The sequence below is a fragment of the Dyadobacter sp. BHUBP1 genome (genome assembly GCF_050587785.1).
GTDB lineage: Bacteria > Bacteroidota > Bacteroidia > Cytophagales > Spirosomataceae > Dyadobacter.
Genome location: NZ_JBOBIH010000003.1, coordinates 718273 through 743682, shown reverse-complemented (window position 1 = coordinate 743682; position 25410 = coordinate 718273). Strand labels below are relative to the sequence as shown.

General features: G+C 51.0%; 21 protein-coding genes. 7 read left to right on the top strand and 14 right to left on the bottom strand.

Going from position 1 to position 25410, the window contains the following annotated elements; all coding sequences use genetic code 11:
• Positions 1-92: 92 nt before the first annotated feature.
• The gene (locus ACQ4MZ_RS15325; protein WP_430845948.1) at positions 93-1133 is read left to right on the top strand and encodes an NAD(P)-dependent alcohol dehydrogenase; all 1041 of its coding nucleotides are present in this window, start codon (positions 93-95) and stop codon (positions 1131-1133) included.
• Between the two features lie 45 nt (positions 1134-1178).
• On the opposite strand, the gene ACQ4MZ_RS15320 is transcribed toward ACQ4MZ_RS15325, so the two are convergent.
• The 8 genes from ACQ4MZ_RS15320 to ACQ4MZ_RS15285 all read right to left on the bottom strand — a co-directional run bounded on the left by ACQ4MZ_RS15320 (position 1179) and on the right by ACQ4MZ_RS15285 (position 9721).
• Positions 1179-1538, bottom strand: a complete 360-nt coding sequence (locus ACQ4MZ_RS15320; protein ID WP_430845947.1) for a hypothetical protein — start codon at positions 1536-1538, stop codon at positions 1179-1181.
• Positions 1539-1754, bottom strand: coding sequence for a hypothetical protein (locus ACQ4MZ_RS15315; protein WP_430845946.1), 216 nt, complete (start codon positions 1752-1754; stop codon positions 1539-1541).
• 180 nt (positions 1755-1934) lie between these two features.
• Positions 1935-2888 carry an alpha/beta fold hydrolase gene (locus ACQ4MZ_RS15310; RefSeq protein ID WP_430845945.1) on the bottom strand — a complete coding sequence of 318 codons (954 nt, stop codon included), beginning with the start codon at positions 2886-2888 and terminating at the stop codon, positions 1935-1937.
• 155 nt (positions 2889-3043) lie between these two features.
• Positions 3044-4303 carry a ComEC/Rec2 family competence protein gene (locus ACQ4MZ_RS15305; protein ID WP_430845944.1) on the bottom strand — a complete coding sequence of 420 codons (1260 nt, stop codon included), beginning with the start codon at positions 4301-4303 and terminating at the stop codon, positions 3044-3046.
• Between the two features lie 19 nt (positions 4304-4322).
• Positions 4323-4583, bottom strand: coding sequence for a hypothetical protein (locus ACQ4MZ_RS15300; protein ID WP_309985027.1), 261 nt, complete (start codon positions 4581-4583; stop codon positions 4323-4325).
• 120 nt (positions 4584-4703) lie between these two features.
• On the bottom strand, positions 4704-6146 hold the full coding sequence (locus tag ACQ4MZ_RS15295; RefSeq protein ID WP_430845943.1) for a SusD/RagB family nutrient-binding outer membrane lipoprotein: 1443 nt from the start codon (positions 6144-6146) through the stop codon (positions 4704-4706).
• Positions 6147-6167: 21 nt separating this feature from the next.
• On the bottom strand, positions 6168-9431 hold the full coding sequence (locus tag ACQ4MZ_RS15290) for a SusC/RagA family TonB-linked outer membrane protein (RefSeq protein ID WP_430845942.1): 3264 nt from the start codon (positions 9429-9431) through the stop codon (positions 6168-6170).
• A 98-nt stretch (positions 9432-9529) separates the two neighbouring features.
• Positions 9530-9721: an ATP-binding protein gene (locus ACQ4MZ_RS15285; RefSeq protein WP_430845941.1), complete on the bottom strand. Its 192-nt coding sequence runs from the start codon at positions 9719-9721 to the stop codon at positions 9530-9532.
• Between the two features lie 620 nt (positions 9722-10341).
• Here ACQ4MZ_RS15285 and ACQ4MZ_RS15280 point away from each other — a divergent pair.
• Complete coding sequence (locus ACQ4MZ_RS15280) at positions 10342-10572, top strand: DUF4287 domain-containing protein (RefSeq protein ID WP_430845940.1); 231 nt, start codon at positions 10342-10344, stop codon at positions 10570-10572.
• A 10-nt stretch (positions 10573-10582) separates the two neighbouring features.
• Here ACQ4MZ_RS15280 and ypfJ read toward each other — a convergent pair whose 3' ends face one another.
• Positions 10583-11428: a KPN_02809 family neutral zinc metallopeptidase gene (gene ypfJ, locus ACQ4MZ_RS15275; RefSeq protein WP_430845939.1), complete on the bottom strand. Its 846-nt coding sequence runs from the start codon at positions 11426-11428 to the stop codon at positions 10583-10585.
• Between the two features lie 306 nt (positions 11429-11734).
• Between ypfJ and ACQ4MZ_RS15270 the strand changes: the two genes are divergently transcribed.
• The 3 genes from ACQ4MZ_RS15270 (at position 11735) to ACQ4MZ_RS15260 (ending at position 17047) form a co-directional block, all read left to right on the top strand.
• Positions 11735-11962 carry a hypothetical protein gene (locus tag ACQ4MZ_RS15270; protein WP_430845938.1) on the top strand — a complete coding sequence of 76 codons (228 nt, stop codon included), beginning with the start codon at positions 11735-11737 and terminating at the stop codon, positions 11960-11962.
• Between the two features lie 343 nt (positions 11963-12305).
• Positions 12306-15530 (top strand): DUF1553 domain-containing protein, encoded by a 3225-nt coding sequence (locus ACQ4MZ_RS15265; RefSeq protein ID WP_430845937.1) that lies wholly within the window; start codon positions 12306-12308, stop codon positions 15528-15530.
• A gap of 2 nt (positions 15531-15532) precedes the next feature.
• Complete coding sequence (locus ACQ4MZ_RS15260) at positions 15533-17047, top strand: DUF1501 domain-containing protein (protein WP_430845936.1); 1515 nt, start codon at positions 15533-15535, stop codon at positions 17045-17047.
• 74 nt (positions 17048-17121) lie between these two features.
• Here the strand turns inward: ACQ4MZ_RS15260 and ACQ4MZ_RS15255 are convergent, their stop codons facing one another.
• The 3 genes from ACQ4MZ_RS15255 to ACQ4MZ_RS15245 form a co-directional block, all read right to left on the bottom strand.
• On the bottom strand, positions 17122-17529 hold the full coding sequence (locus tag ACQ4MZ_RS15255; RefSeq protein WP_430845935.1) for a hypothetical protein: 408 nt from the start codon (positions 17527-17529) through the stop codon (positions 17122-17124).
• 320 nt (positions 17530-17849) lie between these two features.
• On the bottom strand, positions 17850-18551 hold the full coding sequence (locus ACQ4MZ_RS15250) for a hypothetical protein (protein ID WP_430845934.1): 702 nt from the start codon (positions 18549-18551) through the stop codon (positions 17850-17852).
• A 266-nt stretch (positions 18552-18817) separates the two neighbouring features.
• Positions 18818-18949 (bottom strand): hypothetical protein, encoded by a 132-nt coding sequence (locus ACQ4MZ_RS15245; protein WP_430845933.1) that lies wholly within the window; start codon positions 18947-18949, stop codon positions 18818-18820.
• 177 nt (positions 18950-19126) lie between these two features.
• Here ACQ4MZ_RS15245 and ACQ4MZ_RS15240 point away from each other — a divergent pair, with 177 nt between their 5' ends.
• The gene (locus ACQ4MZ_RS15240; protein WP_430845932.1) at positions 19127-20320 is read left to right on the top strand and encodes an alpha/beta hydrolase; all 1194 of its coding nucleotides are present in this window, start codon (positions 19127-19129) and stop codon (positions 20318-20320) included.
• Positions 20321-20524: 204 nt separating this feature from the next.
• Positions 20525-22237 (top strand): GMC oxidoreductase, encoded by a 1713-nt coding sequence (locus ACQ4MZ_RS15235; RefSeq protein ID WP_430845931.1) that lies wholly within the window; start codon positions 20525-20527, stop codon positions 22235-22237.
• 225 nt (positions 22238-22462) lie between these two features.
• Here ACQ4MZ_RS15235 and ACQ4MZ_RS15230 read toward each other — a convergent pair whose 3' ends face one another.
• Positions 22463-25009, bottom strand: a complete 2547-nt coding sequence (locus ACQ4MZ_RS15230) for a TonB-dependent receptor (RefSeq protein ID WP_430845930.1) — start codon at positions 25007-25009, stop codon at positions 22463-22465.
• A gap of 198 nt (positions 25010-25207) precedes the next feature.
• Positions 25208-25405 (bottom strand): KTSC domain-containing protein, encoded by a 198-nt coding sequence (locus ACQ4MZ_RS15225; RefSeq protein ID WP_106595227.1) that lies wholly within the window; start codon positions 25403-25405, stop codon positions 25208-25210.
• Positions 25406-25410 lie beyond the last annotated feature (5 nt).

Genomic DNA, 25410 nt, shown 5'->3' with positions numbered 1-25410 from the left:
GTTTGAAAACTATAAGCATCGATTTGAAAGTATTAATCCCGATAGCAAGCTGCCTGCTAATTTTGTGATCGAATTAAACCCCTTTTTCTGACATGATACAAGCAAAAGCATACGCAGCCCAAACCCCCGAGACCGATCTGGCTCCGTGGGAATTTGAAAGAAGGGATGTCGGCCCGCACGACGTTCAGATCGAAATCCACTATTGCGGCGTCTGCCACTCCGATCTTCACCAGATCAAGAACGAATGGTTTCCGGGCGTATTCCCGATGGTACCGGGCCATGAAATTGTCGGAAAGGTCACGCAGGTAGGCGCACACGTGAAGAAGTTCAAAGCAGGTGATCTAGCCGGCGTTGGCTGTATGGTGGATTCTTGCCAGGTTTGCGAAAATTGCAAGGACGGCCTGGAACAATACTGCCTCGAAGGCAATACGCAGACCTACAACAACCTCGACCGCAGCGGTGTACCCACATATGGTGGTTATTCCAATACCATTGTAGTGCGCGAGGAGTTCGTCCTTTCCGTTTCCGACAAATTGCCGTTGGCAGCCACAGCTCCATTGCTGTGCGCGGGTATCACTACTTATTCCCCGCTGCGCCACTGGAAAGTAGGCAAAGGTCACAAGCTGGCGGTACTTGGCCTCGGCGGCCTTGGCCACATGGGTGTAAAATTCGGTGTTGCATTTGGTGCCGAGGTAACCGTGCTTAGCACCTCTGCTTCGAAGGAGCAGGCCGCAAAAGACCTTGGTGCACATCATTTCGTGGTTACCTCCGATCCCGAACAGGTAAATGCTGTTAAGGGCAGCTTCGATTTTATCCTCGATACGGTTTCCGCGGTGCACGATATGGATCTCTATCTGTCGCTGCTTCGCACGAACGGAACGTTGATCAATGTCGGTGTCCCGACCGAGCCATATTCCGTTCAGCCATTTTCACTGCTGACCGGCCGTCGGAGCATGGCAGGTTCAGGTATCGGAGGCATAGCCGAAACACAGGAAATGCTGGACTTCTGTGCCGAGCACAACATCGTATCCGACATCGAGCTGATTGACATCAAGGATATCACCGCTTCCTACGCACGCATGCTCAAAGGCGACGTTCGATACCGGTTCGTGATTGATATGGCTACTTTGTAAGATTCTCCCCCGGCGTCGAAACGGTGCCGGGGTTGTAAAAACTCATCATATTCCTTCCAGCACAATCATTCTCCGCTCATGAATGGCATTCCTGTAATTCTTGATTCTCAATTCGATCTCCCGAACATCCTCACGACATAATCCCGGTTTCACTTTCTCTATTTCCAGCTCAACGATGTGTTTTTTGGCTTCATATTCGTAATAAGCCAGACGCCCATGCGCACTCAATAATTTCCACGCAATAAATGTAAGATACCCGAAAACGGGCGCACAAACAGAGATAAGTCCTTTCAGCTCAAATTCTGGAAGTTGAAGAAATAGTGTGGAATAGAACGAGGCAACCGCAGTAACGGTACTGTTAGCTTTACTAACCGGGCTCCTTTTCCTGCTCTTCTGTAAATGCATTTATTTCCAAAAATCTAACATTTCTTTGTCAAAATCTTTCGGGGGATGTTTTCTGAATGTGATCGTCTTGCCATTCTCAGGGTTATAGAATGTAACTTCATCCTTGAAAAAAATAGAGAAGGCCTTGACGACTGAATATATCCCCCAGCTACCTGTTCCTATCAGCACGGCCCAGGAAAAATAATTGGTCAACTCTTCATAATTTATCGGGCTCATAAAAATGTCGTTTAGTTGATTAATTACCTTTGTTTCAAGCAAATGTATAATATGCCTTATGCCATTCAAAGCAAATAAAATACCGTTTATCCTACGGTGACCTAAGTAGCTGTTTATAAGCAAAAGTGCCGCCCGGAAAATGTCCGAACGGCATACTACTTCGAAAGTGATGTAACAGTTTTACTCTCCCAGAAAATCAATCGCTTCATGCACGAACCGATCGGCGTACTGGCAGAATGCGGCATGGCCCGCGTCGGGGTATACCACCAGGTTGGCGTTCGGAATACTCTGCGAAGCATTGATGGCATTGATCACCGGAACCGGTACATCATTTTTCCCTTGCACATACAACACCGGCTGTTGGATCGCTTTCAGCTCATTCAACGCGTCGGGAGAAGGCTTTGCCCAGGCGAGTACCGCCGTCAGCTGCGCACCGCCCGCCTGTTGGCTAAGAGGTTGGTCGCGATCGATTTTACGTTGTTGAATGCGCTGGTACGACGCTTTTCCGGCATTCAAGCTTGCTTCGGACTTGGTGAAGCCGAATGTCAGGAAGGTTTCTTCGGGGGTAAGATTGGCCGTCGATGCGATGATATTCGGCAGATTCGCAAGCCCTTCGCTTCCCTTCGGCCCTGTACCGGTGAGAATGGCTTTGTGAACTAACGATGGTTCGGTGAGGAGGATTTGCTGGGTAATGAAGCCACCCATCGAGAAACCCATCAGGTCTACTTTCGTAAAACCCATTGCCTTAATAAACGCCACGGCGTCGGTGGCCATTTCTCCAATGGTGGCAGGTACCTGGCCCGTAGAACTTCCCACGCCGCGATTGTCGAACAAAATCACTTTATGTTTCTGCGCCAGCCCATTGGTAATTGCAGGATCCCAATCGTCCATCGAGCTGCCAAGTGACGCCAGCAGCACCAGCGGAATGCCGGGCTGATCGCCGAGGACGCGGTAGGCATATTTCACACCACCTGCTTCGACAAATTGTGTTTTAGCCGTCTGATGGTAGTCTACTGCTACCGGTGTTGGTTGATTGCCCGAGGCCTCATCATTGTTGCAGGAGAGAAGCCCGAATGCGAGCAAAGCGGAAAAGAATACAGATTTTAAAGAAACACCCGTGTTGATTTTCATCATTTTAATTGTTTGGTATGTGAATGATTGACGGGTCAAAAGTAGGTTCACATACCAGCACGGGAAATCGGGATAACGCCCAAATCGGCGAAACAGCCTTTGAAATGGACAAGGCGCTGTCTTAAATGGCAAACGTCGGAAACTCCGACGCTTTCGTTTTAACGGGAAGTGTAAGGCCCGTGAATGGATTTAATTTTCAGCTGCTCGTCACGGTCATCCAGTACAAAGACCCGGTAACTATCTCCCCCATTGGCCACCCGCACGACCACGTGGCCGCTATCGCTTTTCAAACGGTTGAGCAGCTCGCCGATGACGAGTTTGTTGGCTTCCAGCATATCCGTTGCAAACACATCCCGCTCACCCGGATAGATGCGCTGCGAAAAAATACGGTCTAGCACATCGTGTCCGGGATGATCCGACGACCAGACAGGGATTATCGCCACGCGCGGCCGCAATGCGCTCAGCAGGAAGTCATTTTGGGAATCCCGGTTGCCATGGTGGTCCAGGATATGAACATCCACAGGGCCCACTGCCTTCGCCACGGGCGTTTCTACATCATGCCAGGCCGGAACACCCGGCTGCAAAACGCCCGGAGTATCTCCGCCGGTAAAGTAATTAAACTTCCCGTAGCTGATCCTGGTGGCAATGCTGCACATATTTTCACTCGGATATTGCTCGGGTTTCAGGTCTTTCAATTCAGGAAAATGCCTGCGCGTCGTTGTCCCCACGCCTGTCCAGATTTCGCCGTTAGCTGAAATATTCCGCACTTCGAACAGATTTTTGTACTTCTGAGGATCATGCAGCAACACGATCTGGTCATTCCTCCCCGGAACGCTTACCTCTACACGCAACCCTTTGTTCTTTACCTGCCAATCCAGGAACGTCCGGTAATTCTGCATCATAGCGTCCTCTGATGGTCGCGGATAGGAATAATCGGGCCAGCCGCGGTCGATGATCTTTTTCACCGGCACAAACTCCGCCACCTCCGTAATACCTGCCAGCGCATATTTACCCGGTTCCGACCGCTTGGAAACGGATGTCGGTGTTCCCATATGATCGTCGTGAAAATGCGTAATCAGTGCATAATCCACTACCGGTGCTTTGGAAACCTTGCGAATATACCGCGCTATCCACTCGCCGGGCTGGCGTTCGGCGCCGGGTTTTGCCTTCGTGTTACGCGGGCTTTGCGTGCGCGCCTCCGTGGGATCGAGCGCACCCGCATCCACGAGAAACGTTGTCCCATCCGGCAGGATCATGAATGTTGCATTACCCATACCGGTGTTGATATGATGAATATCCATTTCTCCCTCCTGCCAGGCAGGTAGGGACTGGCCGACAGTTTGCGAGGAAACGACCGGCGCATTGAAGCCCAGCCAAAGAATGGCCAGGCCTGCTTTTACAATAGTGGTGTATCTCATTTAGCTTACTGAAAAGGGGTTAATCTTGTACCTCCAAAGCATGCAATTTGTCAAACTCCCGGATGGTTTTCCTGATTTGCTTACGGTGTACGCCGCTGTACTGAATTTGCAACGCACTGGCTTTCTCAGGTTCGAGGTTCTTCAATTTCCAGTACTTCGGGTGCGTCAGGCCAATGGGCGGCCTGAACTCCTCTTCTTTCGGATCTTTAATCAAAACATCGACCTGGATACTTACTTTCGAGAGGTCGTCGGCTAATACGCCCTCTACTTTTACTTTCACGGCTCTTCCGGTTTCTAAAACAAATATTTTTTCGTGCGTCATCTCACATCCAAACTTAATTCGGCGCCAAAGGTAAGGAGCCGAATCAAGATAGAGGATGCTTTAACAAAATCTTAATTTTCACTGGACGTCCCACCAGTTCCTCACCGCCTGAGTATCACCCCCTATCCGCTTGGCAGCACTTTCACTGTTTTGTGCATTGCTGGCGCGTGTGTTGCTGGGGTATTTCAACCGTTTGGGCACATCGGTAACATCCGGATCGAGGCTACCCGACGCCGGAGGGATAAACAGCGCGGCGCCATCCGGCTTCTTCGGATCGAGCCGCAGGCGTTCCAGCCACGATTGCAACCCTTGCATATACATAGCGATCCACTTCTGCGTACCGATTACGTTTTTCCAGGTCCCCGCTGTGTAGGGCACGGCTTTCAGGTAAGCTTCCACAGCTTTCGCGTCGGTAATGCCCCATTGCGCCATCGACGCCTTCACGGCCTCGTTGTACAGCGTTTCAGGTGTGTCGCTCCCCACATTCATTCCGCGTGCGGCAGCTTCCGCTTTGATAAATGCAACCTCCGCAAAAGTGATCATATAACCCTTTGCCGAACCACTGTAAGCAATTACGCCCGGCTTCGAGAGGCCGATCATCGTCGGTGAATTGGCTTCGGTACCATACACTTTACCGATGTATTTGCCATTGGTTTCGTCAGGGCGTGCAAAAATTGGCAAACGTGGATCATTAACCGATTGCAGGTATTCTACCAGCGTGGATGTAACCGCAAACTCCACCAGCGGGCGTTCCACATCGTTGTAGGGGAAGCGATTGGTCGTCGTGGCCACATTGTAAGGAAAATACACATCCTGGGCAGTGCCGGTCAGCGTATTCTTGGCAGCATCCTCAATAACTGCCTTCGCTTCCCCGGGCGCGGCATCGGCCATACGCATAGCGATGCGCATACGCAGCGCGTTCGCGATCCGGATCCACTGCTGTGCGTCGCCCTTAGCCATAATATCACCACGTATCACGCCGGAAGACGTCCCCGAAAGCACATCGATCTGCGTTTTCAGGGAGCTGAGTAATGCCGTATACACATCCTTTCCCTGGTCGAACATCGGCTGCGGAATATGCTCGCCCTGCAATGCCTGTGTGTAAGGAATATCGATGTAAACGTCGGTAAGCACGTGAAAAATCCAGGATTTCAGGATTTCGGCCACGGCCAGGGTATGCGCGCTTTTTTCTGCCGGATGGCGGTCGTAATAGTTGCTGATCTCTTTCAAATCCATCAGCGGACCGGCGTAAAGTCCTGCCCAGAGGCCGTCATTGGTGAACAGGAAACGCCCGTCGGAGGTCTTGTCGGTGCCCATCCAGTATTGCGAAAGCTCCATCCCGATCCGCCCGTTGAAATAGGAATCGTACATCAGGTCGCTCGCACGCTTTTCGGCATTGGAAAGCAGGAATTCCGGCTGTGTTTCACTCGACCGCGCCGGGTCGGTATTCAGCGATTCGAAGTTGTCGCATCCTGTGAAGCCCAGCAGGATGGCAAGCAGTAGTAATATCTTGTTTTTCATATCATTCGATTTAAAATCGGATCAGAAAGTAACATTCAAGTTCACACCATAGCTGCGCACGGCCGGCAATGCACCGCCTTCAAAGCCGATCTGGTTACTGATGGAATTAGTAATATTGGCCGGGTCGACATTCGGCGCATTGCTTTTGATCAGCCAGAGGTTCCTTCCCGTAAGTGTCAAACGCAATGCCTGCATACGGATCTTTTGTGCCCAGCTGTCGGGCAGGTACCAGCCCAGCCGCACCTCGCGGAGGTAAATGTAGCTGCCGTCATAAAGATTAGCCCTGCTGATGCGATTACCACCATCAGCATTAAAGTGGGTCCGGGCGGGCACCACAATGTCATTAGGCGATCCATCGGCTTTCACGCCCGGATTCACCACGCCGTTTTCGCGGATACCATTCTCCGCTGTTTCTTTCAGCATCCCCGATTTGTTTCCGTACAAATTGGTATACGAAAAAAAGTCACCCCCCTTTTGAAAATCTACCAATGCCGACAGATAAAAATTCTTGTAGCTCAGCATATTCGACAAGCCTCCGATAAAATCCGGATTGGCATCCCCGATGATCACCGGCGTGGGTGTCACATTGTAAGTCCCGTTGTCGGCCACGGTTTTGTTGCCTTTCGAGTCGTATACGTAATCCGTGCCCAGCATAGTGCCGAGAGACATTCCTTTCTGGGCCACCATCGATACCTTGTTCGTACGGCGCTCGGTACCGATAATGAACCGTTCGATGCCTGCAATGTTATCGCCGGTACTGTTCAGGTCGAGGACAATGTTCTTGTTTTTAGAAAAATTAAGCCCTACCCGCCAGCTGAAATTAGTAGTCTGTACAGGTGTAGCAGACAATGTGAGCTCGATACCTTTATTCTGCACCGTTCCGCCATTCACAACTTTGGTAGTAAACCCGCTCTCGGAAGGGATCTGCACATTCCAGATCTGGTTCTTGGTCTTGCGGTTATAATAGGTAAAATTCGCGCCGAGGCGGTCATTGAAGAATTTGAAATCTACGCCTGCTTCCGTTTCCGACGACAGTTCGGGTTTAAGTCTGCTATTAAAAAGCTTGTCCGAAGTGCTTTGCAAAGGATAAGTATCAAATGGCGCTACATAATCATAATACCTTGACACCGAGTACGGATCGGCATCGTTCCCCACGCGTGCATATGACAAGCGCGCCTTCCCGAGCGTGAGCCATTTGGCGCCGGTAACAAGGTCGGAGAATATAAACGAACCGGCCACCGACGGATAGAAATACGAGTAATTACCGGTCTGCTTCAAGGTCGAAGCCCAGTCGTTACGACCGGTGGCAGTGAGATAAAGGAATTTATTATAGCCCAATGTCACTGAGCCGAAAACGGAATTAATTTGCTTATTTCCATAAGAATTGGAAACCGTAGCAGGCGTCACCGAGTTTTGCAACACATATACCATCGGATTTTGCAACCCGCCATTTGTAGTTCCGGCGTCGGTACTCGATTTGATCCTCAATATATTCCCCCCGGCCACTGCCTCCAATGTGAACTTCGAGTCGGCAAAGCTTTTGTTCACGTTCAGTGTTCCCTGGTAATTGTTTTCATTATTAACCACCACCCGTTTGGCATAGGACCCTACAAAAAAGCCTTTCGCGCTCCTGACCTCGTCGAGGTGGTTGAGGTAGTCGGAGAAAACGCGTACATCGGCAGAGAGCCAGTCAGTGAGCTTGTAGGTAAGCCCCGCATTCCCGAAATACCGGTTATTCTGGTCGGTATTGTAGTTTTCGTACTGGTTCCAGTAGGGATTTTGGGTAAATGCAGGTTTCTGGATATTCCAGGCCGTGCGGTTCCAGGACTGCTCCGTACCGTCGGCATATTTGTAATTGCGCAGGTAAGCATCGTCGATCTGCCGCTGCCCGAACATCACATAAAACAGCATTGGGTTGTTGCCAAAGAAACCCGTCCCCGGCCGGCCTTTGGAATGGTCATTCACATAGTTGATCCCCCCGCTGAATGTGAACTTGTCGGTGAATTTGTAGACTGTATTCAGACTGATGAAAAAACGGTTCAGGTTACTGCCCGGATAGATGAAATTCTGCCTGGTCTGCCCTGCCGAAAAACGGATCGATCCGTTGTCGCCGCTACTGGCGACCGAGAGGTTGTTCGAGAATGTGACGCCGGTTTTGAAAAAATCCTTCGCATTATCGGGATGCGGGCTCCACGGGGCTGTTTTACCAAAATTCGGGTTGTTACGGTCCTGGTCCCACGACCAGTAATGCCGCACCAGCTGCCCTTCCATCTTCGGCCCCCACGATTCGTCGGTACCGTAGTCGGGAATGAGGTCGTAACGGCCCTTGCCATCGCCGTCATCGTAAGTGCCACCACCCGGCAGGAAGCCCGACGGGTTCTGATTGACATATAATTTTGTAAAACTCGAACTTCCCCCGCCCCCGTAGAGGTTCTGAAATTTGGGCAACAGCGATACCTGATCAGCCTGAATGTTCAAGTCATAATTCAAAGAAAGCTTGCCTGAGCCCTTGCCGGTTTTGGTGGTAATATAAATGACCCCGTTCTGTCCACGACTACCGTAAAGTGCCGTTGCCGCCGCGCCTTTCAATACCGAAATATTCTCGACATCGTTGGGATTGATGAGCTGTGCCGGGTTACCATAATCATAACCGCCACCGCCAGTCCCCTGCCCGCCCGTAACGCCGTACGAGTTCAGGTTCATGTTGGCCATCGGCACGCCATCGACAATAAACAGCGCATTGTTATTCCCCGAGATAGATTTCAAACCCCGGATCGTCACCCGCGACGAGCCGCCCATAGAGCCGCTGTTGCCGCCGATCTGCACGCCGGCCAGTTTTCCCTGCAAGGAATTGATATAATTCACTTCCCGCGCCTCCTGAATACCCCCGCCCTCGATCTGCTGCACAGCATAGCCGACATTTCGCGTGCTGCGCTGGACCCCGAGTGCCGTTACCACCACTTCCCCGAGGCTTTTTACGTCCGCTTTCAGCTTGACTATCACTTCGGTCATACCAGCGGGTACGTTAACGTCCTGGGGCACATGACCGATCGATGATACGGTCAACACCTGATTACCGGCAGGCAATGCAATGCTGAAATTCCCGTCCGCATCGGTATTGGTACCGTTGTTGGTACCCTTCACGAGCACGCTCACGCCAGGTATACCCGCACTGGATTCATCTGTAACCTTTCCCTTCACACGCCTATCCTGCCCGGCTGCTTCGTACGCACAAAACAACACGGCCAGTAAGACCGATAAACAACTTCGTATCGATTGCGTCATATTTGCAAAATTTAAAGATTAAATATTCTTTAAAGGCGAAATCAAAATACGTATACTGATAGGCACTTGGAGAAGATGATGGAAATCGACGACTGGGGTCAAAGTGTCGACGAATCAGCAAAACAAGACTGGTTTTCAGGTATTAAAATATGGAAAGTGAGCCCGTGGCCCTCCGTCGAAGTGGCGTAAATATGTCCGTGGTGGTTTTGAAGGATCTTTTTGCACATAGCCAGCCCGATACCCGTCCCTTCAAAATCCTTCTTGCCATGCAGGCGCTGGAAAAATTTCAAAAATCTGCTCGGCATAAACCTGCTCGAAGCCCATGCCATTGTCGCTGACCTGCAAATAGTGGTAGGCGCGAAACAGGGATGCTCACTTAGAAAGGCAGGCTCACCGTTCGTTTTAACCCCTTCCAATAAAGTCCCAGATTTCGGGCATACTTCCTTCCCTTTCGTTCCAGGCGCGGATGTTTACCTTCGGCGCCCAGGCTCGGGCGGAATGCATCATTATAAAAGCAGGAGGTGGACAGAATCACGATCGGAATTTCGCGGAGTTTTCATCCCTTTTAATTTCCGTCAAAAATTGCTGCCTGTTCATAAGGGGCATGTTGAGATCTAGGAAAATAAGATCGGCATTGAGTTCACCACCGTGAATCCGTTTAAAGCCTCCCTGGCGCTGTCCAGGACAGTGCAGCGAACCGGTTTTCGGGTACTTTCAAGCGCGCCAGAAAGATTTCCTGATCATCTTCGTCATCATCGATGAGAAGAATATTCTGATAGAGCATTTAATAGGGAGCGTGAAAATCCCTGCATATTAAACTACAACAATACCTAAACCAAACAAACCTTTGCTGTGAATCAATATACCGTATATTTTGTGCTTATAATTGCTAAAACCAACCGAAAACCATATGTCATTCCAGGGATACCTCAAAACCATTCTCGCCAAAACCGGCAAAGGCCCCGATGATTTCCGGAAACTTGCTGAGGAAAAAGGCTTCACCGCCAACGGACAAATAAAAGCCAGCACGAAGGCTGGCGACATTGTTCAATGGCTCAAAATGGATTATGACCTCGGCCAGGGACACGCGATGGCCATTTATGCATTGTTGAAAGGTATTAAGGACGAAAATAGTGACTAACAGCTCATGTTTACCGGATGTCCTGGAAACGCCCCTGAGCGAGGTCGCCGGTTTCGAAGCCTTTCTTGAACCAATACATCCGTTGCTGCGAGGTACCGTGCGTGAAGGCGTCCGGCACCACGTAGCCCTGCGATTCTTTTTGAAGCTTGTCGTCGCCGATAGCGTTCGCGGCGGTGAGCGCGGATTCCAAATCACCAGGTTCGAGGATTTTATCCATCTGATTGGCGTGGTTAGCCCACACACCCGCGAGGAAATCGGCCTGTAATTCCAATTTAACGGACAGCTTATTGTAATCGGCCTCGCTCAGCCTTCTCCGCTGCTCCTGCACTTGCTGCGAAATGCCCATCAGGTTCTGCACATGATGCCCTACCTCATGCGCCACCACGTACGCCACCGCGAATTCGCCGGGCGCGTTGAACCGGTCGCGCAGCTCATCGCAAAAAGTAAGATCAATGTAAACCTTATGATCAGCCGGGCAATAGAATGGTCCCATGGCCGATGATGCCCCGCCGCAGGCACTTTGCGTAGCATTTGAGAACATCTGCAACACCGGTTTTTCATATTCGGCATTGTTCTGTGCGTAAATCTGCGTCCATACATCTTCGGTACTTCCCAACACAGCCGATACAAAATCCGCCGTCTTGTCGTCCGGGCGTGGCCCTGGCTGCCGGGTTTCGGCTTGTTCGGTTTGTGCGCCTTGAATGTTTGAAAGTATTTCCTGCGGGTCCTGACCGGTAAGCAGCCCGATAGCGACCACGATGATTACCCCTATGCCACCCAATGCAACTTTGCCCCCGCCGGACATTCCACGGCGGTCTTCCACGTTGCTGCTTCTGCGTAAATCCTGCCAACGCATGTTGTTGATGTATTTTAGGTTAAAAATTGAATTTAATACGGACCCGGTTTCCGAACCCTGAGCACCCAAATATAGAAATAATGCCAGCCATGAAAAGAGCTGTGCCGCGATAATTTTACAATGGCCCCTCCGCTGTACAAGTATTGCTGTGAAAGTCTACAATATGCATATTCCGTAAAGGCTTTTCTCCATACAATAACTTGTAGAGCCGTTAAATAAGTAATTCCGAAACATTGCTCAATAAATTCTTCGACCGATAGGCGATGTATTTAAATTTAGGCAACCAGAAGTTAATTAAATCGGCCTATGTCTTACACTAAACCTTACTTTGCAGGATTCGAATATCACTCCACGGAGGTCTGCAAGTTTCTGCAGGCGTACAGCACGTTCACATTGATGCTGACCAACGGGGCGATCATCCACCACCAGCCCGAACACGCACTGGACTTCCGGCGCTGGCTTAATCACCACCAGATCGAGGACATTCGCGTGTCCATCCGAAACAGCGACCCGGCGGCGATTACAGAGCAATAGCCCGTTGACTCCCCAACACTCAACCCCCGACGTTCCTCTTCTTTCCTCTTCTCTCTTTCCTCGCAGCCATCCCGGCCAAATCATCCAGACCTGCCTCACAGGCTATGCAAACGGAGTATCATTTTACATCAATCCGCGATCATATTTTTGAACTTACCCATTGTATTTTTACACAAAATCAATAACTCTTCACGCTAGCAAGGCGGCTTTTCAGTACCGCAAAGCCTGCGCGGCTCCATCACTGAACAAAACATCGACAAAAAAGCGTATAACGGTACAGCCGGCGGCTTTTGCTATCTTTTAACCAGGAAGCCGGGAAGAGTTTTAAAGGGTATCATTTGATATGAGGCATATTAAGTTTTTCACTCTGTGGATGTTGCTAACCGGGCATTTCTTTTCGTGTACCCCCGAACTGCCCGAGGATGTAGAGGTTGCGATGAAAGCGCTGCCCGATAAGCTGGATTACAACCAACATGTAAAGCCCGTACTTTCCGACAAATGTTTTGCCTGCCACGGACCTGATAAGGCGAAGCAGAAAGGCGGGCTACGGCTCGACATGCCCGAATCCGCATTTCATAAAGTCTCCAAAAACTCCGGACTTACCGCCATCGATCCCGGCGATCTGGCCGATAGCGAATTTTTCCATCGCATCATGTCCTCCGATCCGGATTACGTCATGCCCACGCCCGAGTCGCACCTGAGCCTCTCTGCACGTGAGAAGGCCATTTTGATCCGGTGGATAGACGAAGGTGCCGGATACAAGCCGCATTGGGCATTCGTAAAGCCCGAAAAGCCGGATGTGCCCGAAACACGGCATGATAACCGGGCAGTTAACCCGATCGACCACTTTGTGTTCCAAAAACTGGAAGAGGAAAAATTGCAACCTTCGGCGCAGGCTGAAAAAGAAATATTGCTCCGCCGCGTTTCGCTGGACCTCACCGGCCTTCCGCCGACGCTGGCAGAAACGGATGCGTTTTTAAAAGACAATTCGGCGAATGCCTACGAAAAACAAGTCGACCGGCTGCTGGCCTCGCCGCATTATGGCGAAAAAATGGCCGTTGACTGGCTCGATCTCGCCCGTTTCGCCGATTCGCATGGTTATACAGTTGACAGGCTAAGGGATATGTCGCCGTACCGCGACTGGGTGATCAGTGCATTCAACAAAAACATGCATTACGACCAATTCATCCACTGGCAACTCGCCGGCGATCTCATGCCCAACCCGACGAAGGACATGCGCATCGCCACCGCTTTCAACCGCAATCACCAGCAGAACATGGAAGGCGGCATTATCGAGGAAGAATTCCAGACGGAATACGTGGTGGACCGTACCAACACTTTCGGTGATGCGTTCCTCGGCCTGTCGATAGGCTGCGCCAAATGCCACGATCATAAATACGACCCCATTTCCCAGAAAAACTATTACGAGCTGTTCAGCTTCTTTAATAATGTAAAAGAAGCCGGACAAATCTCCTGGGACGATGCATTACCCACCCCTACCATGCTGTTGCCGACCGCAGCACAAGAGCGAATGCTCCGGTTTATCCAAACCAGGATCAACACCGAAGAGCAGCAGCTTGCAGCCGCCCAGCGTAATGCAGAAACCGGTTTTAAACAATGGATGAATGACGGTAAATACCGGAACCTGACCAAAGAGCCACTGCCAAAGGCCGGTTTACAGGCTTACTATACCTTTGAGAACGGCTCACTTCGCAACGCGGTGAACACCAGAGAAACAGGCGTGATGAAACGGGAGGCAGGCTCTCCGGGCGGCGATCCGGAATTTGTAGCGAAGTCCGATGGCAAGTCACTCCGGCTCGATGGCGATGTGTACCTCGACCTTGGCCAGAACGGCGTGTTCCGTAAATCGGAGCCATTCAGCGTGGGGATCTGGGTAAACATCCCCAAAGAACTGCATGAAGGCGTGATTCTGCACAAAAGTCAGGCGGAACGACTCTACAATTTTCGGGGCTATCATTTATATCTTAAAAACGACCACCTCGAACTGAATATGGCGCATACGGCCCCGTCGGACGCGCTCACGAGGGTCAGCAAGCAGCCCATTCCGAAACAACAATGGGTACAGCTCACAGTCACCTACGATGGCTCCTCCAAAGCCGCCGGATTCAAGTTGTATCTAAACGGGCAGGAAGCCGCAATGGAGACTACGATGGACCAGCTGACCAAGGATATCCTGTTTAAATCTTCCGTTCAGCCCGGTTTGCAGATCGGCGCGTGGTGGCGGGGTTTTGGGTTAAAAAATGCCCAGGTGGATGACATTACCGTCTATAACCGCGAATTAACGCCATTTGAAACGGCCATACTCGCCCGTAAATCATCCTGGTCAACCGTGGGCGCCAAAAGTGCCGCACAACTAACCTCGGCAGAATCCGGTGCATTGAAAAGCTATTACATTTCCGCGGTCGATCCTACGACGGCGGTGGCGCGCACAGCCTTGCGCGATGCCCGCACGCAGCTCTCGGACTCTACCGAACAGATCCGTGAACTGATGGTCATGCAGGAAATGCCCAAACCCAAACAAGCGCACATCCTGCTCCGCGGGAATTATGACGCATTGGGCGAAAAAGTGTTCCCATCGACACCGGCTTCGATTTTGGAATTCCCAAAAAACCTGCCCAAAAACCGCTACGGGCTTGCGCAATGGCTCACGCACCCGGATAACCCGCTGACCGCACGCGTGGCCGTGAACCGCTATTGGCAGAATTTCTTCGGTACCGGGCTGGTCAAAACGACCGAGGACTTCGGTAACCAGGGCGAGCTTCCTACCCATCCGGAACTGCTCGACTGGCTGGCGGTGACCTTCCGCGAATCGGGTTGGGATGTAAAGAAACTGAATAAATTGATCGTCATGTCGGCGACCTACCGCCAGGACTCCCGCACGAGCAGGGATATACGCGAGCGTGACCCTGAAAACCGCTTGTACGCACGGGGGCCCGCCAATCGAATGTCAGCTGAAATGATCCGCGACAATGCATTGATGGCAAGCGGACTGATGAATACTAAAATTGGCGGCGCGAGTGTAAAACCCTACCAACCAGAAGGGTTATGGTCGATCAACAACACTACTTACACGCCCGATTCGGGCAATGCGGTGTACCGCCGGAGCCTGTACGTGATCGTGAAGCGCTCGGTACCAAACCCAACGCTGGCAACGTTTGACGCTACTTCGCGAAGCTTCTGCGTCGTGCGCAGGCAAAAAACAAATACGCCACTGCAAGCCCTGGTAACGCTCAACGACCCGACGTTCGTGGAAGCCATGCGTGTAATGGGTGAGCAAATGACCCGCATTCCCGACGCGCGGCAGTCTATTACCGCCGCCTACCGCAAGCTCACTGGCCGCAAACCGCCTGTGAAGGAGGTAGACCTCCTGCTGGCATTGCGGAAAGTGGAGGAAGACAAGTTCCGGAAAGATCCCAAAAAGGCTGAGGGCTGGCTGCATACCGGCCAGTATACGGCCGATCAAACGCTCGATCCCGCATTGCTTGCCGCCAACAGCGTGGTAGCGAGCACCATACTCAATTCAGACGCCGCCTTAACCAAACGATAACCATGCAGCACCATCACGAAGAAGAGTTCCGCCTGCATACGCCCGAGTTCAACGAGCTGCACCGGAAACTGGACCGCCGCCGCTTCCTCACCCAGACGTCCCTCGGATTGGGTGCCATGGCCGTGGGGTCACTTTTCGGGCTCGACAGGCTGTATGGTTCCGCATCGCGGCAAGCAGCGGCACCTTCGGGCGACCTGGAATCCGAAATACTCAAAGCATTACCCCACATCGCCCCGAAAGCTAAGCGGGTGGTGTATTTGTTCATGGCCGGCGGACCATCCCAGTTCGAAACATTTGATTATAAACCCAAACTGATCCAGATGGCAGGCCAAAACCTGCCCGATTCTGTCCGGAAAGGCCAGCGGCTTACGGGAATGAGCGCCAGCCAGAGCGTATTGCCCATGGCTCCGTCTATTTACGGTTTCAACCAGCATGGCAAAACCAAAACCTGGGTAAGCGAGCTGCTGCCTTATACAGCCAAGGTGGTCGATGACCTCTGCATTGTGAAATCCATTTATTCGGAGGCCATCAACCACGACCCGGCCATTACCTTTTTTCAGACGGGCAACCAGCTTCCGGGCAGGCCTTCGATCGGCTCTTGGGTGAGTTACGGGCTCGGTACCGACAACAACAACCTGCCCACTTTCATTGTACTGGTTTCCAAGAATGCCCCGAAAGACCAGCCGCTTTACGCACGCTTGTGGGGAAATGGCTTTCTCGAATCGCGGCACCAGGGCGTGCAGTTCCGTTCGGGCAAGGATCCGGTACTTTTCCTGAACAACCCGGAAGGTTACGACGGCCATGACCGGAAGGAAATGCTCGATTACCTTTCCAAACTGAATCAGCTTCAAAACGACGCATACGGCGACCCGGAGATCAATAACCGCATTGCGCAGTATGAAATGGCCTTCCGCATGCAAACTTCCGTGCCCGATGTAATGGATACTTCCGCCGAGCCCGATGATGTTTTTGAACTCTACGGCCCCGACAGCCGCGACCCGGGCACCTACGCGGCCAACTGCCTGCTGGCCCGCAAGTTGCTCGAAAAAGACGTCAAATTCGTGCAGCTGTACCACCAGGGCTGGGACCAGCATGGCGGCCTGCCGAAGGCTATTGCCCAGCAATGCCAAGCCACCGACCAGGCCACCGGCGCATTGATCATGGATTTGAAACGCCGCGGCCTGCTCGACGACACCCTTGTGATCTGGGGCGGGGAATTCGGCAGGACCGTTTATTCGCAAGGCAAGCTCAGCGCCACGGATTATGGCCGTGATCATCACCCGCGCTGCTTCACGATGTGGATGGCCGGTGCCGGCGTCAAATCCGGGATCAGTTACGGAGAAACTGACGATTTCAGCTACAATATCATCAAAGATCCTGTACACGTCCACGACTTCCACGCTACCCTACTGCATTTAATGGGCGTCGATCACGAACGGCTCACCTACAAATTCCAGGGCAGGCGGTTCCGGTTGACCGATGTTCACGGGAAACTGGTGAAGGATATTCTGGCGTGAGGCATTGTTTTCAAATTACGCCGACTGCCATACCGAGGTAGCCTTGCTGGTTTTCCGGTGGTCTGACTAAGAGGTTATTTGGGTTTGATTAATGTGAATGAGGTTTTTACAAAAAATCCTTTGCCGAAAAAGCCGGTTTTAATTGGATGGCCAACTTGATTGTAGGTTCCTGGATTGCGTATCATAGATCTGCCTAGGCTAGTCATTCCGCCAATGCTCAACATCAACCGATCGATTTTTACGCCTAATGAAAGTGAAACTCCGGGAATAAAGCGTTTGTAACCAAACGCATTCCAATTCATGTACGTCCGGGTCAAATCCTCGTCCATAAAATATCTTTTTGTCCGCGCGGCAATCAGCCAATCTATTTCAGCCCTACCGTCCACGAAAAACAATAATTTGGAAACGGACTTAATGTAATATCTCAATCCAGCGTCGACCGTAGTCCAAAGATGCTTTTCATCCGTGCCCTGGACTTCCAAAACAGTATTGCATTGACAAAGCATATTTTCGGGCACGTCTTCCTCCGTGAACCGAAACCCAGTTAGAGCCGAGAAATGTGGGCTTAGATAGCTCCCCGCCCACACTCCTGCGACCATAAATAGTTCGTCTTGAAATTTGTCTCCCACCCCGGTGCTAACTGCAGTTGATCATAGTATTTTTGTCGTAGAAATTCCTGCCGGTAGATGCAAATATGCCTAAATCCATGCCTCGCTTATGCTGATCGCCCGCAGGCGAACACAAACAACATGGGACAAAAATCGCTATCGGAAGTACTAATCAAATTTCATCTTTCGGTTTGTTAGCGTAATCTAAATGCCGTAATGGCGACTTTTCCAAAGAAACCTTTGGACATTATGCCGGTTTTCATTGCGTAGTGCACCCGGTTATGAACACCTGGATTCCGAACCATAGTACGGGTCACATTGCTGTATACTCCGAAACTTAGGGCCAACCGTTTCCATTTGGAACCAAAAGCGAACGACAGACTCGGCGCCAAATGTGAATATCCCATTGCGTTCCAATGATGGTACGTTTTATCATTGATTTTTTCTTTCGCGAGGATCAGCCAGTCGGCATCTGCCTTTGTATCGAAGAAAAAAGAGACCGGCGACTTTGGATTTAAATAATATCTCAGCCCCACTCCCACAGAGCCCCAATAATGTTTCTCGTCCTGCAAAATTACAGCTCCCGTGTAGCTGCACTCGCAGAGCATGTTATTGGGGACATCTACTTCAGTATAGCGAAGTTCTCCAATTGCGGCGACGTGACGGTTCAAATATTTTTCTGCCCATATAGTTCCTCCCCATAAATAATTGGATTTTAGTTGCGCTATTCTTCCCGGTGGAACCTCTGGCTGATCGTAGTATTTTCTATTGTAAAAGCTTCTCCCCGTCGATCCGGAAACACCAAGATTCCAGTTCTTGACAACCTGTGCTTTGCCCACAACCGGCAGCAAAAGTGAGGAAATTGACAGCGTCGAAAGTAATAGTGTTAGTTTCACAGCCATTCGTCGGTTATTCAAGGATTAATTTCGACTTCATTACCTTCTCATTTAAGTTTTCCGATTTCGTCGCATGTAAATAATAGGTACCGCGAGGCAGGTCTGATACGTTAAGGTCAAGTTTGTTTCCTTCTCGAAAACCTCGCTTATCATAGATTTCCTTGATCACAACTGAGCGGACAGGCGCGATAGACTTCTCTGAAAACAGTTCAACTTTAGACGGCATGGCGGCCGGCAATGCCGTATTAGCAAACTCCACAGTCACATTATCTTTTGACCAACACCTTAGTCCTGCTGTACCAGATCGGATACTCCTGACCATTCAGGATCCGCCGCTCATCTTGCGCCAATACATTAAACCAGTTCACCAACAGAGAGAGAAATAAAAACTTTTTCATGAGTATTAAGTTTGGAGGATGAATAAACCTATTTCTAAGGCATATTAAACCCAACTCAACCGTTCCTCTCTATACGATTCTCAACTGGTGCCTTTGGATATACAATCGGCAAATCACTTCCTCCAGAGTAGAGTATCCAACCCATTTCCTCGTCTTTCTTTCGAAATGCAACTCCAGATGAAACCCTTGAAGCAATACCTCATTATTTCTTCCCTGCTGACTGCTCCGCTGCTTGCAACAGCCCAGCAAGCGAACGTCAACCTCGACTGGGCGCCGCAGAAAAACACCGAGCAGCTGGTGCCTTACGGCGGAAATGTCATTTCCCCGGAGGTGAAAGATAATCATACTGTAACATTCCGGCTTAAAGCGCCCGATGCGCAGAAAGTAGAACTGACGGGCGGGCCGATTCTTCTGGCCTTGAAAAGCAAAGCCAATATCCCTTTCACAAAAGACAACGAGGGGCTGTGGACGCTGACCGTGGGCCCGGTAACCCCGAATATCTACGTGTACCGCTTCCTGATCGACGGCGTGGCAGTGGCCGATCCTAACAATACGCTTACGGGCGCTTCGAACCAGCCCGGGTACAGCAACCTCGTCGTACACGGGAGCGGGCCCGCTTATTACGACGCACGCCCGGTGCCGCACGGCAGCACTACCAGGCACATTTATCATTCCGACGTCCTGAACGGCGAACGGGAAATGTTTGTGTACACCCCGCCTGGCTATGATTCTAAGAAAAAATACCCGGTTCTGTACCTGCTGGGTGGCAGCGGCGAGCTGGCTTCCGGCTGGATGCTCGACGGGCGGGCCAATCTGATTGCGGATAACCTGCTGGCGGAGGGAAAAATCGTGCCGATGATCATCGCGATGCCCAACAACCAGGTCATTCACCGCAACGATCCCAAACACCTCGAAAAGACCTACAAGTTGTTTGAAGAAGAACTGCGCAAACAGATTGTACCTTTCGTAGATACGCATTACAGCACTGTGAAACACCGGAAAGGGCGTGCTATTTCCGGACTTTCGATGGGTGGCAGACATACCGAAGCCGTGGGTTTCAATGCGATAGATTTGTTCAGTTCTTTCGGGATATTGAGCGCGGGCGACCTGGAACCTGAGCAGTTGAATCCCGCATTTTTCAGCGATCCTAAAATCAAAGACAAGGTCGACTACCTGCTGGTGGGGCTCGGGAGCGGAGAGCTGGACTTTGTAGGGAAAAGATCGGCAGCCACGCATGCAGCTTTGGATAAAGTGGGTGTCAAACACGATTATTTCATCGGCGGCGAAGGCGCGCACGACTGGGGCACCTGGCGATTGCTGCTGCACAATAAATTACTTCCGGGGCTATTTCGGAAAGGAATGAGCGAATAGTTAGGTGTGGTCAAGAGTTGTCATTTGTAGTCAGGTATGGTCAGGTGTAGTCAAGAATAGTCATTTGTGGTCAGGTGTAGTCATTAATAGCAATACCAATTAAAAACAATACCTGACAACACCTGACTATAAATGACTCTTCCAAGCCATTTGCTCATCGTCCCGGCGACCCGGTCAGTCATTCAGTCATTCAGTCATTAAAATATGAGCTATTTCAATATCGACGCCGCAAAGGCGCAAACTTTCGATGCGATTGTTGTGGGAACCGGGATCAGCGGCGGCTGGGCGGCGAAAGAATTAACCGAAAAAGGATTGAAAACCCTCGTGCTTGAGCGCGGACGCGACGTGAAGCATATTGTAGATTATCCTACTACGAATATGATGCCCTGGGAGTTCGAGCACCGCGGATTGCCGCCATTGGCAGTCAGGGAGGCAAGCCCGATGGCCAGCAAGCACTACATTTTCCGGGAAGATGCGATGCATTTCGTTGTGAAGGATTATGAGCACCCGTATGTGCAGGACCAGCCGTTCAGCTGGATGCGCGGCTACCAGGTAGGCGGCCGCTCGCTGCTGTGGGCCCGGCAAACGCAGCGGTGGTCGGACTATGATTTCGAGGGCCCCGCGCGCGACGGCTTTGCGACCGACTGGCCGATCCGCTATAAAGATATTGCGCCGTGGTATAGCTATGTGGAGAAGTTTGCGGGTATTTCGGGAAACAAGGATGGCCTGCCGCAACTTCCTGACGGCGAGTTTCTTCCGCCGCACGAAATGAGCTGCGTGGAAAAGCATTTCAGCGACAAAACCGCGAAAAACTACAAAGGCACGCGGCCTGTGATCATCGGCCGTGCAGCACATATTACCGACCCGCAGCCAATCCACACCCAGCAAGGCCGCGCCAAATGTCAGCACCGCAATATGTGCCAGCGGGGTTGCCCATTCGGCGGGTATTTCAGTACCAATGCAGCCACGTTGCCCTGGGCCGAGAAAACGGGCAATCTTACATTAAGACCGCATTCGGTGGTACATTCGGTGATTTACGACGAAAAGAAAAAACGCGCCACGGGCGTGCGCGTGGTGGATGCGCAGACAAAGGAAATGACCGAGTTTTATGCCAAAATCATTTTCGTAAATGCCTCAGCCATTAACTCAAACCTGATTTTACTCAATTCCAAATCGAGCCGTTTCCCTAACGGGCTGGGCAACGACAGCGGGATGCTGGGCAAATTCATCGGTTTTCACAATTACCGCGGCCGCATTACAGCCGATTTCGACGGCTTCCACGACCGCACCACCGACGGACGTCGGCCAAATGGCGCCTATATTCCGCGTTTCCGCAACGTTTTCAAGCAGGAAACCGATTTCCTCCGCGGATATGCCGCCTCGTTTTCAGCTTCCAAAATCGGGAATGCGAATGAAGGCCTCGGCGAATCGCTGAAAGCCAGCCTGTTCGCTCCGGATGAAAGCGGCTGGTCGCTCGGTGCCCAAATGATGGGTGAGGTGGTTACCAAAGAATCCAACTTCGTGACGCTGCACGACAGCCTGAAAGACGACTGGGGTATTCCTCAGCTGCGCATGAATGTGTCGTTTGACGACAACGACATGAAAATGGTCAAAGATTTTTACACCGAACTCAGCGAAATGCTCGATAAGGCCGGTTTCAAAAACATCAAAACCTCCGATACCCACCGTAACCCCGGTAGCGAAAACCACGAAATGGGCGGCGCCAGAATGGGTAAGGACGCCAAAACCTCGCTGCTCAACAAATGGAACCAGATGCATCACGTCCCCAACGTGTTCGTCACCGACGGCGCTTGCATGACTTCCACCGCCACACAAAACCCATCGCTGACCTACATGGCGCTCACCGCACGGGCGGCGGATTATGCCGTGGCCGAAATGCGGAAAGGGAACATATGATTCTAATTTTGAATGATTGAATGATTGAATGAGTGAATGAGTGAATGAGTGAATGGATTAATTTCTTGTCTGAGGCAATTATTCAACCTTACTCAACTATTTAAAGAATCCATTTCGGCAGGTGCCCCAAAACCGCATGACTATGAATGATTTTTCAAGAGTATAATGACTTCCCATGACAATTCCTTACTATTCATTCACTCATTCACTCATTCAGTCATCCAGTCATTCAACATTAAAAGCAACCGTAACGTACCACATTCCCCCAACCGACGGTCCGCCGAGGAACGAGACATAATATTTGTTCAGCAAATTGCTCGCGCCCACTTTGACCTGGCTTTTCAGCCTGGGAACGCGGTAGGTCACCTGCGCGTCGAGGCTGCTGTATGACGGGACGTTGCCGGTTACGAGGAAAGTCTGCGAATAGTAACCTGACTGCCATTTGTACGAAACCGTGGCGTCGAGGCGATCGAGTAAATTGGTACGGGAAACAGAGCCGTTCCATATCCACCTCGGTGTGTTAAAGCCGTCTTCGAGGCCGTCCTGGTTTTCAGCATTTTTCAGTTTGGCGAACGTAGTGTTAAGCCCGAAAACCCATTTCTTTTCCAATTGGTAATTCATCCCTACACTGAAACCGTAGTTGTTGATGATCGAGCGTGAGTTAGTGTACATGCGGTATTGCGCCTGGCGGGCCTTGTCATACAGATCGTGCGGGATAGCGGCCGCACCGGTCGATACCGGTACATTCATGTTGGTCTGTGCTATAAAATTGCTGTACCGGTTGAAGTACAAATCTGCATTCACAAACAATGCCCGATCGAAGAAAAGCCCTTTGTAACCCGCTTCCCACGTTCTGGTGTGTTCGGGTTTCACGTAGGTGTAGGGGTTCTTTTTAAGCAAACCCTTATTCTTCTCAATCGCGGCATCCTGTGTGAGGCCATTCTGATTGATTTCATTCAAAACAGCCTGCTGGAAGCTGGCAATGGAATTGGCGAGCCAGGCATTCTCAAAAATGCCCTGCGACATCACCGGCAACCCTCCTACCCGCTTCACACCACCGCTGTTGACATTACTATATGCCTCGAAAATGCTCGGAAAGCGATAGCCCGTCTGGAATGAAACACGGATATTGTGGTCGTGCGCCGGGCTGTAAACGGCCGATAAGCGCGGATTGAATGTTGTTTTGAAATAGTCGTTCTTGTCCATCCTCAGGATCACACCGAGGCGTATTTGTTTCTGAAATAATTCCTTATTCAAAGAAACAAATCCACCTGTTTTGCCATAAGTAATGTTCTTGCCATCCTTTCCCGGCTCTGGGTTGACGAAATAATTGCCGTCCGGCACAATGATATAAGTCCGGTGGTCGGCACCGAGGAGAATATCGAGCCCGTATTGGTCCTTCCAGGCTTTGAGGTACTTTTCGGTGAGGCTTACCTGCGCTTCGGCGTGCACAAAATCCGCCTTCACGCGCAATGCGGCGCCAAGATCCCAGTTGTTGACGTCCTGTAACTTGCGCAGCTGCGCATTGAAGGCATCCGTGCCTGGCGTATATCGGCCCGCATCTGCGATAACGCGGGCTTGCCGCATTGCATCGGATACCGCTACTCCGCCGGTGACGGCACTGTTGAAGCCCTTGCTAAAATCGGCATACCATTCGTTGTCGGATTTGTAGCTGCGGTCCATATTCTCGGCCATTGAACGCAGGTTGTAAGAGCGGCCGGTATTCTCCGAATTGACATATAACCTGGCCTGCACCGAAGCCGACTGGTATTGAATTCCATGTTGCTGCACGAGGTAGTTTTCGAGCCGGAACCGGTTGGCGCGCTGGTATACATTATCAAGCAGGCCCAAATGATAGGTGTAGGTCAGCATCGCGCCGGGCGCCACTTTATAATAGAGGCCCAGGTCGCCTTTGATATTGTGCAAATGATAATCCACCACTTCGGATTCCTGGTAACCTGTACGGCTCACTACGTAGCGCTTGCCGTCGAGTGTAACGGTCTTGCGGTTGGAGCTTTCATTACCATATTTGTTCACGGGATCACTCGCCGGGTTGTCTGCGCCGAACAGCTGCGTACTGTTGTTGGCATTGCCGTTCAGCTCGGTCTCGTCAGAGGCAATCCAGTCGTAGCCCTTTGTGAAGGCTCCGTTGATTTTAAATGCCAGTTTGGGAGTAATGACTTTGGCAAAACGAAGGGTTGTTTCGGTAAACGGCCTGGCTTTGCTATGGCTGTCGTTCAGGTGATTGACGGCCGTTTTCTGCTGGATCGACAGCCCCTCGGAATTGAATGGGTTTTTGGTAAAAAAATTGGCAAGGCCATTTACGGTGTTCATCCCATACAATGCGGAAGCTGTACCAGGCAGTATCTCAATGCTTGCGATATCCAGGTCCGTAGGCCCGAGTGCATTGCCGATCGCGCCACCGATATGCGGTGATTGCACGTCCATTCCATCGGTCAGCTGCGCGAAACGCACGTTGGTCGTATTCGAAAACCCTCTCGCATTCAACACCTTGAAACCCATCGAAGGCGTGATCATATGCACGCCCTGCACATTTTCCAATGCATCGAAAAACGACAATGCAGGTGCTAGAGCGGTAGCTTTGGCACTCACTTTCTGCACGCTCACCGGCGACACAAGAATGCTTTCGATCACCCGAGAAGCTGTCACCACGACCTCATCGAGCGAACGTGCTTTCAGGGTGTCAGACTGACTTTGAGCCCTAAGTTTGAATGGCAGTATTAAAACTAACGCGGTAAAAAGTCTTTTCATGAGCGCGATGCGAGCGATATATCCAACTGGAAATATCGCAAAGTAAAAGAAAATGATTGAATGATTAAATAGTCATACGTAGTCATTGGTGGTCAGGAATAGTCATTGCTGTGTTTAAAAACAATACCTGACAACTCTTGACAATACCTGACTATTCACTCAATCACTTATCGCTACGGCGACCCGGTCACTCATTCCTCATTCCACCTTCTCAAACTCAAAATTCCCCTTAATATGCTTATTCAAAAACGTCCCCTTCGAGCCCGAGGCTTTCATGGCCTGGTACACTTCCCAGGGGACGTTTTTGTAATCATACACCATCCCCGAGACATATACGATGCGTAAAGTCTGCTTCTCCTCGTTGTAGATCATCTGTGCAACGACTGTGGATGGCATAACGG